This is a genomic window from Mesorhizobium sp. W050 (genome assembly GCF_054719535.1).
Genome location: NZ_JBTTIH010000001.1, coordinates 3,548,898 through 3,562,914, shown reverse-complemented (window position 1 = coordinate 3,562,914; position 14,017 = coordinate 3,548,898). Strand labels below are relative to the sequence as shown.

Here is a 14,017-nt window from a genome sequence, read left to right as displayed (position 1 = left end):
CATGAGCGTGGCTGAAAAATCCGAGAAGAAATCCGGCGGGCTTGGCGAAATCGTCAGCGTCATCATCCAGGCTTTGCTGCTGGCCATGGTCATCCGCACCTTGTTGTTCCAGCCCTTCTCGATTCCGTCCGGCTCTATGCGGCCGACCTTGCTCGAAGGCGACTATCTGTTCGTCACCAAATGGTCCTATGGTTTCTCGCGTTATTCGCTGCCATTCGGCCCCGACATCTTTTCCGGCCGCATCTGGGGTTCCGATCCGAAGCGCGGCGACGTGGTGGTCTTCAAGTTCCCGCCGGATCCGTCGCTCGACTACATCAAGCGCGTCGTCGGCCTGCCCGGCGACAAGATCCAGATGAAGGACGGCCAATTGTTCATCAACGGCCAGGGCGTGCCTCGTGTGAAAACCGGCCAGATCCAAAATCCTGATATCACGGAAGTGCCTGAGCCGGTCGACGTCTATCGCGAGACCCTGCCCAACGGTGTCAGCTACGACACGCTCGACCTGACACCGAATTCGATCACCGACAACACCCGCGAGTTCGTCGTGCCCCCCGGCAACTATTTCATGATGGGCGACAACCGCGACAATTCCTCCGACAGCCGCCTCAGCGTCGGCTACGTGCCGGCGGAGAACCTTGTCGGCCGCGCCAACATCGTCTTCTTCTCGATCGCCGGGAAGGCGAGCCCCCTCGAGATCTGGAAATGGCCGTCGCTCGTGCGCCTGTCGCGCCTGTTCCATTTCGTGAATTGATGGCTTTGAAGCGCCCGACGGGTGAAACTCTGGCCGATTTGGTGACAGCCAAAACCGGCCATTCCTTCCGGGACGTCCGTTTGCTCGAGACCGCGCTGACCCATTCCAGTGCGGTCAAGGCGAGCAGCAACAACCAGCGCCTCGAATTCCTTGGCGACCGCGTGCTCGGCCTGATCGTTGCCGACCTGCTTTTCGAAAAGTTTCCTGAGGCGCCGGAAGGTGAAATCGCCCCGCGCTTCAATGCCCTGGTCGATGCGCGGACATGCTCCGAGATCGGCATTGAAATGCAGCTCGAAGATCTGGTTCGGGCCGACGCTGCCTTGAAGGCGCGCTCGCGCGGCTCGGGCGGAAATTATCTGGCGGATGCGGTCGAAGCGCTGATCGCGGCGGTCTATATCGATGGCGGCCTCGATGCGGCAAGGCAATTCGTCCTGCGCTACTGGGAGCCGCGCTCGCAAAAGGTGGTGGCCAAGCCGCCCAATCCGAAATCCGACCTGCAGGAATGGATCGCCAAGACCAGCGATGTCAGGCCCGAATACGCGATCGAGAAACGCGAGGGACCTGAACATCAACCGGTTTTCACGGTGTCCGTGAAGGTCGGCGGTTTTGCGCCGGCAAGCGGCACGGGCGGCTCTCGCCGCGCAGCCGAAGAAGCGGCGGCATCGACGTTTCTTATGCGCGAGGGCATCTGGGCCAACCAAGGGAGTGCGGCGTGACCGGCAGCGAAGATCTCCCTCCGGCAGCGGAGGCCACGCATTCCGGTTTCGTTGCCCTGATCGGGGCGCCCAATGCCGGCAAGTCGACGCTGGTCAACCAATTGGTCGGCGCCAAGGTGTCGATCGTCACTCACAAGGTGCAGACCACCCGCGCCATCGTGCGCGGCATCGCCACGCATGACAACGCGCAGATCGTCTTTGTCGACACGCCCGGCATCTTCAAGCCGAAGCGCCGGCTCGACACCGCGATGGTGACCACCGCCTGGGGTGGCGCCAAGGACGCCGATATCGTGCTGCTGCTGATCGATGCCGAGCGCGGCATCAGGGGCGACGCCGACGCCATCCTCGAGCGGCTGAAGGACGTCCGCCAGCCGATGGTGCTGATCCTCAACAAGGTCGACCGGGTCAAGCACGAGGCGCTGCTGGCCCTGGCCGCGGCAGCAAACGAAAAGGTGCCGTTCAAGCGCACCTTCATGGTCTCGGCGCTGACCGGCTCCGGCTGCAAGGATTTGCTCGACTATCTCGCGCAAGCGCTGCCGGTCGGCCCCTGGTACTATCCGGAAGACCAGATCTCGGACCTGCCGATGCGCCAGCTGGCGGCCGAAATCACCCGCGAGAAGCTGTATCTGCGGCTGCATCAGGAGTTGCCCTATTCCTCGCATATCGAGACCGAGAAATGGGAAGAGAAACCGGATGGCTCGGTACGCATCGACCAGACCATCTATGTCGAGCGCGACAGCCAGAAGAAGATCGTGCTCGGCCACAAGGGCGAGACGATCCGTGCCATCGGCCAGTCGGCGCGCATGGAAATAGCCGGCATTCTCGAGCAGAAAGTGCACCTGTTCTTGTTTGTCAAAGTGCGTGAAAACTGGGGCGACGACCCCGAGCGCTACCGCGAGATGGGGCTTGAGTTTCCCCATTGAGCTTCATCGTCTAGAAATGCCGCCCGGCAGTTTGAGACGATGACATGCCTGATCCAAAACCGACCATCGATACCGATCTCGTGCGCCGGTTGATCGCCGCGCAATTTCCGCAATGGCGGCATCTGCCGGTGAGGCCGGTGGCGTTTGGCGGCTGGGACAACCGAACCTTCCACCTCGGCAATGATATGACTGTGCGGCTGCCGAGTGCCGCACCATATTCCTTGCAGGTCGAAAAAGAGCACCGCTGGCTGCCCAGGCTGGCGCCGCTTCTGCCGCTGCCGATCCCGGATCCACTGGCGATGGGCGAGCCTGGGGAGGACTACCCCTGGCAATGGTCCGTCTACCGCTGGATCGACGGCGAAACAGCCAAGACCGCCGAAATCGCCGATCGCCCACAGTTCGCGGTCGATCTCGCTAAGTTCCTCATTGCGCTCCGGCGGATCGATCCGGCGGGCGGGCCGCCCGCGGGCCAGCACAATTTCTTCCGCGGCGGAACGCCGAGCGTGTATGACAACCAGACAAGGGAAGCACTCCAGGCGCTGGAGGGGCAGATCGACACCCAGGCGGCCACCGCTGTCTGGGATGCGGCCCTTGCCGCCACCTGGCAAGGGTCGCCCGTCTGGTTTCACGGCGACGTCGCCTGGGGCAACCTTCTGGTCCAAAACGGCCGTTTGAGCGCCATCATCGACTTCGGCACCTCAGGCATCGGCGATCCCTCTTGCGACCTGGCGATCGCCTGGACGTTCTTCCAGGGCGAGAGCCGGGAGGCGTTCCGCGCCGCCATCGACGTCGATGAAGCGACCTGGGCGCGCGGCCGCGGCTGGACGCTGTGGAAGGCGCTGATCACGGTTGCCGGACACGACGCCAACCAGGCCGAAGCCGAGCGATCGCGCCGCGTCATCGACGACGTCCTGGCCGATCACCGGGAATTCGCGTGATCAGAGCCTTTCGACGATGTGTGGGGATCCAATGTCAGCACAGATCGCACGCGGCGCGCCAAAATCTTGATTTAGCCACGCAACCGGTGACAAGCTCCTGCCATGGAATGGCGCGACGAGGGAATCATACTCGGCACCCGCAAGCATGGCGAAACCAGCGCCATTCTCGAGGTAATGACGCGTGCGCATGGCCGCCATCTCGGCCTGGTGCGCGGCGGGCGCTCGCGCAAGCAGCAGCCGGTGCTGCAGCCCGGCAACCGCGTCGACCTTTTGTGGCGGGCACGCCTCGACGAGCATCTCGGCACCTTCCAGGCCGAGGCGATCGAGATGAATGCCGCCCGGTTGATGGACAGCGCAGTCGCCGTCTACGGCCTGCAGACCATGGCCGCGCATCTCAGGCTCCTGCCGGAGCGCGACGCCCATGGCAGCCTGTATGAGACGCTTGCCGTGATGATCGCCCATCTGGACGATTCGGATGCCGCCGGCGAACTGGTGGCGCGCTTCGAACTGCTCATCCTCGACGAACTCGGCTTCGGCCTCGATCTCAGCCAGTGCGCGGCGACCGGCGCCAGGCAGGATCTGGCCTATGTCTCGCCGAAATCCGGCCGCGCGGTTTCGCGCCAGGCCGGCGCGCCATGGCGCGACAAGATGCTGGCGCTGCCGGCCTTCCTGCGGCGCGGCTCCGGCTTGCGGGCGGACCACGCGGCACTCGAGGACGCCTTCCATCTGACCGGTTTCTTTTTCACCCGCCATGTCTACGAGCCGCGCGGCATCGAACAGCCCGATGCCCGTGCCGGCTTCCTCGCCGCCTTGCGCAAGCATCATTCGGGCGGCAAGGCCGCCCTTACGGCAGACGCTGCGCCAGAAGGGGGAGGGAGACTCGGTGGGTGCTGACCTCCGCAAACCGTCCAGGTTCACACCAAAAGCTGCATGCGGCAGCATTCCCTCCCCCTTGTGGGGAGGGTTAGGGTGGGGGTACTCGTAGGGCAAGAGCCTCAGCCGGCTTTGCGATGCTCCATGAAATCATCGAGGATGGCGCGCTGACCGCCGAGGATCTTGAGGCTGGCCTCGGCGAAGGAAAACCAGCCGGCCCTGTCGATTTCGGGAAATTCCCTCGTCACGCCTGACCTGGGCGGCCATTCCATCGTGAACATGTTGCTTTTAACGGCATCGGGATCGAAATCGGCTTCGACACTCCAGGCGATGACGATCTTGCCGCCGGCTTGCCGATAGCTGCCGACAGGTTCGAAATCGCCATCGATGCTGACTCCGAGTTCTTCCCCAGCCTCGCGCCGGGCGGCGGCCAACTCATCTTCATTGTCCTCGACGAGGCCCTTGGGGATCGACCAAGCGCCTTCATCCTTCCTTGCCCAGAACGGGCCGCCGGGATGGACGAGCAGAAATTCGAGAATGCCGGCCCTTGTCCGGTGGATCAGCAGCCCTGCACTTCGTTTCGGCATTCGATTTCCTCGTAGTTCATCCGAGGATAGCATGGCTCCTGGGCAAGTGGCGGCGGCATGCCATTCCTGGCTATCTCAGATGATGGGTGAGGATAAAGACCGTAGGCCGCTGGAATTTGCCGAGGAAACATGCTCGATAACTTCTTTTCGGCCAGCATTGCGGTGGCGTGACTTGAATAGCCGTCTGGGGTGGCCGTGTGGCCGCCGCAATTGTCAGTGAAAACTGGCCTGGTTTGGGGGAACCGCCATGTTTGAAAGCCTGATTGGCGCCGTCGTCGTTATCGTGCTTTTTGTCCTCGTCTTGCGCCAGCAGGGCCGCGTCAGTCTGATCGAGCGCGAGCTCGGAGCGCTGCGCAGCCTGGTTCTGTCCGGAGTGCATGCGACACCGCCCGTTGCCAAACCGGCCGAGCAGGCTGCAAGCGCACCGGCGGATGCCGCTCACGCTAGCGCACCAGTTGCCGACATAGCTTCGCCAACAACAGCAGACGCGGCACATGCCCAGGCACCGGCCGCCGAAGCCGATGCGGCCACCAGCGAGGCCGTGCCAGAACTGTCGGCCGCGGCCAAGGCGGCATTCACCGGATCCGCGCCTGCCGCCACGTCGAAGGCAGCCCGCCAGTCAGAGGTCGAAACGGCGCTCGGCACCCGTTGGGCGGTCTGGGTCGGCGGCGTCGCGCTGGCCCTGGGCGGCCTGTTCCTGATCCGCTACACCATCGAGGCCGGCATTTTCGGCCCTGAAGTGCGGCTGTCCCTGGCGGCGCTGCTCGGCCTGGTGCTGATCGGCGGCGGCGAGTTCATCCGCCGCACCGGCTTCAAGGTGCCGGTGCAAGGGGCTGCAGGCGCCTATATTCCGGCGATCCTGACGGCTGCCGGCGCCTTCATCCTGTTCGGTACGGTCTATGCCGCGCATGCCATTTACGGTTTCGTCGGGCCGGCCTTCGCCTTCACCGTGCTCGGCGCCATCGGCGTGGCGACCATTGCCGCCGCCCTCGTCCACGGCCAGGCCCTGGCCGGCATCGGTCTCGTCGGCTCGATGGCGACGCCGGCGCTTGTGTCCTCGCAGGCGCCCAACCCATGGGCGCTGTTCGTCTACCTGGCGATCGTGCTTGCCGCTACAGCCGTGATCGCCCGCATTCGCGACTGGAAATTCCTGATTGCGGCGGCCTTCTTCGGCACCGGCGCCTGGACCATCGTCTACATGATGAGCACGCTAGTCGCCGACCTTGCCGTCATCCTGTTCATCGACGCGGTGACGCTGGCGGTGCTTGCCTTTGTCTGGCTGGGCACACGTGACAGCGAAGCGGAGACGGCGAAGACCGGCTTCGACTGGCCCTCGATCGTGCCAGGCGTTTTCGTTGCGTTTTCAGCGCTAGGCCTGTCCGTCGACACGACGCTGGTCGCCGCCGGTGGCGCCTTGCCGGGCGCCTTCGTCCTCGTCGCCCTTGTCGCCACCGCACTCTACCGGCCGCGCGCGCTGCCGCTGCTGCATGCCGCCGGCGTGGTGAGCGTGATGATCCATCTCGGCATCATTCCGCCCACCACCATCGGCTCCGACATAACCCAGGGGAATATCGGCTTTGACGGCATGCCGGTGGCGGCCGGAAATCCGTTGACGCTGCGCATCGGCATTGCCCTCGGCCTGGTTTTCATCGGCGCCGGCTTCTGGGCCGCACGCCGCTTCGCCGCCTCAGCACGGGTCCGCGCGGCATGCTGGGCGGCATGGGGCGTCGCTGCGCCGCTGCTTATTCTGCTGACGCTGTGGCTCGCCTACGGCAATCCCGACCGCGACCTTGTCTACGCAGCGATAGCTGCCCTTCTGGTCGTCGTCTTCGCCGCCGGCGGCGAATGGATTGCGCGCGCCGAACAGCCGCCGCTCAAGGGCGACGTCGCCGTCTCCTTCGCGCTTTGCGGCTCGGCTCTGGCCGGGCTCCTGATGCTGCACATGGCCTTCGGTTCCGGCTGGACCACGTTGCTTGCCGGCGTTGCCGCCATCGTGCCGGCGCTGGCGACGCGTTGGCGTTCTTATCCGGTGCTGGGCTGGATTTCGGTCGGCGCGGTCGTCGCCGTGCTCGGCCGCGTCGCCTTCGATCCGACCATCGTCGGCGCCGAGTTCCTGACGACGACGCGGGTGTTCAACTGGCTGCTGCCGGGATACGGCGTACCGGCGCTAGCCTTCGGCTTTGCCGCCTGGCAACTCGCGCGTACCACCCCCGCACTACCAACAACTGGTAATGGCCGGCCGCGCCTAGCGATGGAGGCGGGTGCAGCCCTGTTTGCGCTGCTCACCGTCGCCATGCTGGTGCGCCACGCCATGCATGGCGGCGTCATCGACACCGGCCCGGTGACGCTCGCCGAACAGGCGATCTATACGCTGATCGCCATCGGCGCCGGCGCGATACTGGTGGCCATCGACATGCGCTCGCCAAGCTCTGTGCTGCGCTACGGCTCGATGGCTGCCGGCGTGCTCTCGGTCGCCTTCATCGTCCTCCAGCATTTCCTGGTGCTCAATCCGCTGTTCACCGACGAATCGACCGGCCAGATCCCGGTGTTCAACCTCTTGTTCCTGGCTTATCTCCTGCCGGCCATCGCTGTCGGCGGGCTGGCGCTCTATGCCAGGGACAAGCGGCCGCCATGGTATGCGCAGATGCTGGCGGTGGTGGCGGCATTGCTTGTCTTCGCCTACGCCACACTGTCGGTCAGGCGCGTGTTCAAGGGCGAGTTCATCGGCCTGTGGAGCGGCCTCGGCCAGCTCGAGACCTACACCTATTCGGCGCTCTGGCTGGTCATTGGCGTCGTGCTGCTCACCGCCGGCGTCTGGCTGAAGTCGCAGGTGCTGCGCATCGCCTCGGCGGCGCTGATCGCGATTGCCGTGGTAAAAGTCTTCCTGTTCGACATGTCGGAACTGGAAGGCGTGCTCAGGGCGCTGTCCTTCATCGGTCTTGGCGCCGTGCTGATCGGCATCGGCCTGTTCTACCAGCGGCTGCTGACGCGGGCGGCGAGGGAGGCCAACGCTGCAACTTGAAGTGATATACGGGATGGAATATATGAATATCCAACGGAGGATATTCGATGCCGCTCTATATCCGCGACGACGAAGTGGATGCGCTGGCCAGCAGATTGCAACGCGAGACGAACGCTCCGAGCAAAACGGAGGCGGTGCGGGTCGCGCTCGTGCACGAACTTGAGCGCAATCGGGCGAAGGTGCCGCTGCGCGATCGGATCGCCAGTCTTCAGGACAGGGCCAGGAAGCTTGGCCTGCCCAATCCCGATTTCGATATGAAGAAGTTCACCGACGAGATGTGGGAAGACTGATGTTTGTCGACGCGTCGGTGATCGTCGCCATTCTCAACCAGGAACCTGGGTGGGAGGAATTGCTGAAGCAGCTATCCGGTTTTTCCGGGCAGGTCTGGGTTTCTCCGTTGGTTCACTTCGAAGCAACACAGGCATTGGCAAGGGCCGGCGCCGGCCCGCGCAGACCCAGCGCTGAAGCCCTTCTCCATGCCCGCGATCTGATCGATGAGTTCATTGTGGAGATCATGGGAGAGAGTCTGGCCATTGACGACAACATCGGCTCTCGGGCCATTGACGCGAGCGCCCGTTACGGCAAAGCCGTTGGCCACAAGGCGGATCTGAATCTCGGGGACTGTTTTGCTTACGCCTGCGCGAAAAGCCGCGATCTTCCACTGCTGTACAAAGGCCATGATTTCGCACTGACCGATTTAGGATAATTCGGCCCTTTTGTTGATTGCCGGGAATAATTTAGCCGATCAACTCGTTATCTCACTGCTTGGGTGACCGGGGCGGCAGACCGCTTCGCGCTGGCCGCTTGCGCCGCGCCGGGAAGGCGCGTTCAATCGGGTTAAACAAGGGCGACCTCAGAACCAGCGGTCATGGACGAAAAGAAGGCAGCAATCCTTGGCGAAATACCGCGCCTGCGCCGCTACGCACGCTCGCTTCTGCGCGACCGCGAATCCGCTGACGATCTCGTCCAGGATTGCCTCGAACGAGCGCTCTTGCGGCTTGAAAGCTGGCAGACGGGAGAAAGCCCCCGGAGGTGGCTGTTTACGATCATGCATCATTTGTTCATCGATCAGATGCGCAAGGTGAACCGGCGCGGTGAGGCGGCGATCCTGCCGCTTGACGCAAACGAGGCGCAGGCAGTCCCCGCCGAGCAGGCGGAGAACGCCGCCTCGCGCGAGATCATCGACGCATTGCAGGCGATCAGCCCCGACCGTCGCGCCGCTCTCGTCATGGTCGCCATCGAAGGATTTTCCTATGCCGAAGCCGCCAACATTCTCGGCGTGCCCGCCGGCACGCTGATGTCGCGCATAGCGCGCGGACGCGAGGAGCTGCGCAGCCTGCTCGATGACACGGCGCGCCGCCGCTCGATAAGGATCGTCGAGAAATGACCCGCAGCGATTTTTCCGAACGCGATATCCACATGGCTCTCGACGGCGAGCTGCCGGGCGACGAGCGCGCCGCCTACGACGCCTGGATCGACGCCAATCCCGAAATGAAGGCCAAAAGCGCCCGCTACACCGCCGACCGCGCCGCGTTGCGCGCCGCCTTTGCCGGTGTGCTCGACGAGCCCGTGCCGGTGCTGTTCAAGCAGATCGTTAGCGGTGAAGGCGCGACCAAAGCGGCGGCGCGGCAGTCGCGCTGGTGGCTTGCGGCCGCGGCGGCCGCAGTGCTCGTCATCGGCGGTCTTGGCGGCTATTTTGCCGGCATCGACGGCATCGGCAGGGAAGATGGCGCCGATGACCAACTGGCCGAAGAGGCGATCGCCGCCCATGTCATCTATGCCGCCGAACAGCGCCATGCAGTGGAAGTGCCGGCAAGCGACAAGGATCACCTGCAGACCTGGCTGTCCAACCGCGTCGGCTTGAAACTGGTGGCGCCGGATCTGGTGGCGGAAGGTTTCCAGCTGGTTGGCGGCCGGCTGCTGCCCGCCGGCCAGGGCAAGGCCGCGATGCTGCTTTACGAGGACGCCAAGGGCCAGCGCATCTCTTTGTTTGTGACAGCTGATTCGTCCGCCAAGTCCAAGGGCACCTATATGGCCGACGCCGACGGCCCCGAGGCGATCTACTGGCTGGACAAGGGCTATGCCTGTGCCGTCGTCGGCTCGCTGCCGCGCGAGCAACTGGCTGCGGTCGCCAAGCGCGCCTACGGTCAGCTTCTGGCGGGTATCGCCAGTTAAGCGCGTTCCGTTTCGGGAATGCGCCTGGGTAGAAAGTGTCACAATTCGGCCCTATTCGAAGTGCGATAGCGCTTGATGGATATCAGCGTTTCGGCTGATGTTTGCGACGTTTTTGACCGCGGCCTTTTCCTCCACCCAATCGAGGTTTTCCAAACCCGCATGCCTGCCGAGATTCGCAAGGCCCGCGCGTCCGACGTCGATGACCTCGCCGCCATCGAGAAGGCGGTTTTTTCCAGTGACCGCATTTCCCGGCGCTCCTTCCGCCTGTTGATCGAACGCGAGACAGCCGAGATGCTGGTCGCCGAAAGCGATGGCCGTGTCGCCGGCTACGCCATCGTGCTGTTTCGCAAGGGCAGCGGCGTCGCCCGGCTCTATTCGCTTGCCACCAGCCCGTTTTTCAGCGGCCGCGGCACTGGCCGCATGCTGCTTGCAGCGGCCGAAGAAGCTGCCTTCGAGCACGACCGCATGATGTTGCGCCTCGAAGTGCGCGAGGACAATCTTCGCGCCATCGGCATCTATGAGCAGAGCGGCTACCGCAAGATCGGTGGCGAGCCCCACTATTACGAGGATGGCGCCACCGCGCTGCGCTACGAAAAGACCTTGCGCGGCGATATTCCGGTCGCCACCAAAGTCCCGTTCTACCAGCAGACCTGCGAGTTCACCTGCGGTCCATGCTGCCTGATGATGGCGATGGCCAATTTCGATTCCGGCTTCGTGCCCGATCCGGTCATGGAAATCCGCCTATGGCGCGAGGCAACGACCGTGTTCATGATGTCCGGCCCGGGCGGCTGCGAGCCCTTCGGCCTTGCGGTTTCCGGCTACGAAAGCGGGCTTGCGGCGGAAATCTTCGTGTCCTTCTATGGCGCGCTGTTCTTGCAATCGGTGCGCAGCGACGACAAGCGCCGGGTGATGGAACTTGCCCAGGTGGACTTTCGCCGCCGCGCGGAACTTTACGGCATCCCGGTGAATTACCGTCCGTTCACCATCGATGATATCCGCGGCGCCCTGGCTCAGGGAAAACTGGTGCTGGTGCTGATCAGCGGCTTCCTGATGTTCGGCAAGAAGGTGCCGCATTGGGTGCTGGCTATCGGCGACGATGGCGACCACATCCTGATCCACGATCCCTGGGTCGAGGACGAAAGACAGGAGACCATCCTCGATGCCGCCAACATTCCCGTGCCGCACGGCATCTTCATGAACATGGCGCAATTCGGCCGCGACGGACTGCGTGCTGCCATCACTCTTGGGAAACGCTGATAACAATGACCTGGGTCATCCTCACCGGCCGTCAGAACGATCTCGACCCGGCGGCGACGCCGCACAAGATCATCACCAACCGTGACTATCTTGCGCATCCGGCGCTGTTTCGCGGCCAGCAGCCGAAGGTCATCAACCTATCGAACAATTACGCCTACCAGAGCCGCGGCTATTATGCCTCTCTGCTCGCCGGTTCGCGCGGCCACAAGGTCATCCCGACGGTCGAGACGATGATCGACCTGTCCGAGCGCAAGCTCTACGAGCACGCGCTGCCGGAACTGGAGCTGGCGCTCAACAAATGCCGCAAGGATCTCGGAGGCGTTTTCCCGCAAAAAATCTGCATCTTCTTCGGCATCGGACCGTCGAAGGTCTGGGACCGCTTCGCCAAGCTGTTGTTCGACTGGTTCCGCGCTCCGGCGCTTGAGGTTCACATCAAGGACAGCGCCGAATGGGCCTCGATCCGCAAGATCGGCTTCCTGCCGCTGGCCAGGATGGCCGAGGAGGAAGAAGCCCTCTTCGTGCAGGCGCTCGAGACATACACCAACCGCGAGTGGCGCGACACCAAGGGCCGCACGCCGGCACGCTACACCTTCGCCACGCTGGTCGATCCGCATGAAGAACTGCCGCCGTCGGAGATTTCCTCGCTGCGTTACTGGGCCAAGATCGCCGAAAAGATGGGCGTCGAAATCGAGCCGATCACCAGGAAGGACCTGGCCAAGCTCGCCAATTACGACGCGCTGTTCATCCGCGAGACCACCTCGATCTCAAACCACACCTACCGCTTCGCGCGCCGCGCCCAGCAGGAAGGCATGCCGGTGATCGACGACCCGCTGTCGATGATCCGCTGCACCAACAAGGTCTATCTCAACGAACTGATGGCCTACAACAAGGTGCCGGTGCCGCCGACGGTGATGATAGCCGGCACCTCGGACCTCGAACTGGCGGCGCAGACGCTGGGCTTTCCGCTGGTGCTGAAGATCCCGGATTCATCGTTCTCGCGCGGCGTCAAGAAATGCGGCAACTTCGAAGAACTGAAGACGCTCGCCACCGAGTGGCTGGAGGATTCCGATCTTCTGATCGCGCAGAAATTCATCCCGACCGAATATGACTGGCGCGTCGGCGTGCTCGGCGGGCAGCCGCTGTTTGCCGTGCATTATTTGATGGCGAAAAAACACTGGCAGATCGTCAACCACAAGGCCAGCGGCAAGCCCGACCAGGGCGGTATCAAGACCTTCACGCTGAAAGAGACGCCGCCGCATGTCGTCGACACCGCGGTGAAGGCGGCGCGCTGCATCGGCGACGGGCTTTACGGCGTCGATCTCAAGGAAACCAAGGATGGCGTCTTCGTCATCGAGGTCAACGACAACCCGAACCTCGACCATGGCTGGGAGGATTCCGGCGAAAAGGACGAAGTCTGGGTGCGGCTGACGCAATGGTTCCTGGAGCGGCTGGACCGTCCCGGGCGTTAGTTTGCCGTCCCGGGCGGCAATTCAACCGAGGGGGAAAAATGCAGTTCATCGTCATCGAGGATTTCACCGGCTGCGACCGCAAGGAGATCTACCGCCGTTTCGGCGAGCGCGGCAGATTGAAGCCGGACGCGCTTGTCGTGCACCACTCCTGGATCGCGGCTGATATGAGCCGCTGCTTCCTGCTGGTCGAGGCCGATGACGCCACGCTGCTGCAGCGCTGGGTCATCGAATGGGCTGACCTGGTGGAATTCGAGATCATTCCCGTGGCGACGAACAAGGACATGGTCGCCGCACTGGCCGGCCATCTCTGAGCAGTTCGGTCCATCAGCCGAGCACCGGCGAACCCACCGACCGCCGGCATTCCTCAATCAGCCAATTGCGAAACGCCGCCACCAGGTCGCGCCTTGCACTGCGTTCCGGGATCGTCAGGCAATAGGGCTGACGCAGCGCGATCGATAGGGCATTAGCCCGGACCAAACGGCCCAATTCCAGCGCCCCGGCGCAATAAATGCCTTGCGCCAGCGCCACGCCCAGCCCTGAAATGGCAAGGTCGAGCGCTGCCCGCGACGAGTTCGCCGACAGGCCGCGCTGCACTGTGCGGCCGGGCTCTATGCCCGCCGCCTCGAACCATGTGCGCCAAGACGGAAACGACGCGCCGGTCGGTCCCCAGTCGGTGTGAATCAGTGGCAGGCCGGCGAGGCTGTCGGTTTTGGCGGTGAGTTCTGGCGTGCAGACGGGGTAGACGGCGTCCCTGACGATCTCCTCGCTCGGGTGTTCACGATAGTGCGGGCCGAAGGACAGCCGGATGTCGATCAGTTCGCGGTCGAACGGCACCGGATCGTCATCGCCGCGCAGGGATATGTCGACGGCGCCGTGGCTGGCGACAAAGCCGGCGAGGCGTTCGGAAAGCCAGCCCATCGCCATGGACGGCGGCACCGATACGACAAGCCGCGGGCGGAAGGCATCGCTGCCACGCGCGATGCTGCCGATCTCCCGAAAAGCCAGGGTCAGCCGGGGCAGCATCTCGACGCCGGCTTCCGTCAGCACCACGCGGCGGTTGACGCGATGGAACAGTTTTCGACCCATCTGCTCCTCGACGGTGCGAATGAGCTGGCTGACCGCAGCCGCCGAGATCGAGAGCTCATCCGCCGCTGCGGCGAAACTCCCCGAGCGCGCCGCCGCCTCGAAGGCTTGAAGTCCTCTCAGGGAAGGAAGCGCGGTCATTGGGTGATCCGATAGGTAAGGTCAGCTTATCTGTGTCGCAGAAATCCTCGTCTTTCGAAAGCTTTCTTATTCGAGTAGCTTG

Annotated in this window: 15 protein-coding genes; 13 read left to right on the top strand and 2 right to left on the bottom strand. The window is 63.6% G+C overall.

The annotated features are described in order from the left end of the window. Position 1 precedes the first annotated feature (1 nt). From lepB to recO, 5 genes are all read left to right on the top strand, one after another. On the top strand, positions 2 to 751 hold the full coding sequence (lepB, locus tag ACYG9Y_RS17450; RefSeq protein WP_023670241.1) for a signal peptidase I: 750 nt from the start codon (positions 2 to 4) through the stop codon (positions 749 to 751). After that, complete coding sequence (gene rnc / locus ACYG9Y_RS17445; protein WP_023738566.1) at positions 751 to 1,467, top strand: ribonuclease III; 717 nt, start codon at positions 751 to 753, stop codon at positions 1,465 to 1,467. The genes lepB and rnc overlap by 1 nt, the downstream gene beginning before the upstream one ends. Continuing rightward, positions 1,464 to 2,390, top strand: a complete 927-nt coding sequence (era, locus tag ACYG9Y_RS17440) for a GTPase Era (protein ID WP_023670243.1) — start codon at positions 1,464 to 1,466, stop codon at positions 2,388 to 2,390. The genes rnc and era overlap by 4 nt, the downstream gene beginning before the upstream one ends. A 44-nt stretch (positions 2,391 to 2,434) precedes the next feature. After that, entirely contained in the window at positions 2,435 to 3,328 is an 894-nt protein-coding gene (locus ACYG9Y_RS17435; protein WP_023738567.1) for an aminoglycoside phosphotransferase family protein, read from the top strand. A 102-nt stretch (positions 3,329 to 3,430) separates the two neighbouring features. Beyond that, positions 3,431 to 4,222, top strand: coding sequence for a DNA repair protein RecO (recO, locus tag ACYG9Y_RS17430; protein ID WP_023738568.1), 792 nt, complete (start codon positions 3,431 to 3,433; stop codon positions 4,220 to 4,222). Between the two features lie 101 nt (positions 4,223 to 4,323). Here recO and ACYG9Y_RS17425 read toward each other — a convergent pair whose 3' ends face one another. Beyond that, positions 4,324 to 4,788 (bottom strand): NUDIX domain-containing protein, encoded by a 465-nt coding sequence (locus tag ACYG9Y_RS17425; RefSeq protein WP_023670246.1) that lies wholly within the window; start codon positions 4,786 to 4,788, stop codon positions 4,324 to 4,326. Positions 4,789 to 5,035: 247 nt separating this feature from the next. Here ACYG9Y_RS17425 and ACYG9Y_RS17420 point away from each other — a divergent pair, with 247 nt between their 5' ends. The 8 genes from ACYG9Y_RS17420 to ACYG9Y_RS17385 all read left to right on the top strand — a co-directional run bounded on the left by ACYG9Y_RS17420 (position 5,036) and on the right by ACYG9Y_RS17385 (position 13,022). Beyond that, on the top strand, positions 5,036 to 7,810 hold the full coding sequence (locus ACYG9Y_RS17420) for a DUF2339 domain-containing protein (RefSeq protein ID WP_023738569.1): 2,775 nt from the start codon (positions 5,036 to 5,038) through the stop codon (positions 7,808 to 7,810). A gap of 47 nt (positions 7,811 to 7,857) precedes the next feature. After that, entirely contained in the window at positions 7,858 to 8,100 is a 243-nt protein-coding gene (locus ACYG9Y_RS17415; protein WP_023670248.1) for a type II toxin-antitoxin system VapB family antitoxin, read from the top strand. Continuing rightward, the gene (locus ACYG9Y_RS17410) at positions 8,100 to 8,516 is read left to right on the top strand and encodes a type II toxin-antitoxin system VapC family toxin (RefSeq protein WP_023692861.1); all 417 of its coding nucleotides are present in this window, start codon (positions 8,100 to 8,102) and stop codon (positions 8,514 to 8,516) included. Before ACYG9Y_RS17415 ends, ACYG9Y_RS17410 begins: the two co-directional genes overlap by 1 nt. A gap of 162 nt (positions 8,517 to 8,678) precedes the next feature. Next, complete coding sequence (locus ACYG9Y_RS17405; RefSeq protein WP_023670250.1) at positions 8,679 to 9,197, top strand: RNA polymerase sigma factor; 519 nt, start codon at positions 8,679 to 8,681, stop codon at positions 9,195 to 9,197. Beyond that, entirely contained in the window at positions 9,194 to 9,985 is a 792-nt protein-coding gene (locus tag ACYG9Y_RS17400; protein WP_023738570.1) for an anti-sigma factor family protein, read from the top strand. The genes ACYG9Y_RS17405 and ACYG9Y_RS17400 overlap by 4 nt, the downstream gene beginning before the upstream one ends. Positions 9,986 to 10,144: 159 nt before the next feature. Then, the gene (locus ACYG9Y_RS17395; protein ID WP_023738571.1) at positions 10,145 to 11,242 is read left to right on the top strand and encodes a peptidase C39 family protein; all 1,098 of its coding nucleotides are present in this window, start codon (positions 10,145 to 10,147) and stop codon (positions 11,240 to 11,242) included. A 5-nt stretch (positions 11,243 to 11,247) separates the two neighbouring features. Continuing rightward, positions 11,248 to 12,711, top strand: a complete 1,464-nt coding sequence (locus ACYG9Y_RS17390) for a RimK family protein (RefSeq protein ID WP_023692866.1) — start codon at positions 11,248 to 11,250, stop codon at positions 12,709 to 12,711. Between the two features lie 38 nt (positions 12,712 to 12,749). Next, entirely contained in the window at positions 12,750 to 13,022 is a 273-nt protein-coding gene (locus ACYG9Y_RS17385; protein ID WP_023738573.1) for a DUF3303 domain-containing protein, read from the top strand. A gap of 13 nt (positions 13,023 to 13,035) precedes the next feature. On the opposite strand, the gene ACYG9Y_RS17380 is transcribed toward ACYG9Y_RS17385, so the two are convergent. Continuing rightward, positions 13,036 to 13,935, bottom strand: a complete 900-nt coding sequence (locus ACYG9Y_RS17380) for a LysR substrate-binding domain-containing protein (RefSeq protein WP_023738574.1) — start codon at positions 13,933 to 13,935, stop codon at positions 13,036 to 13,038. Positions 13,936 to 14,017: the final 82 nt, after the last annotated feature.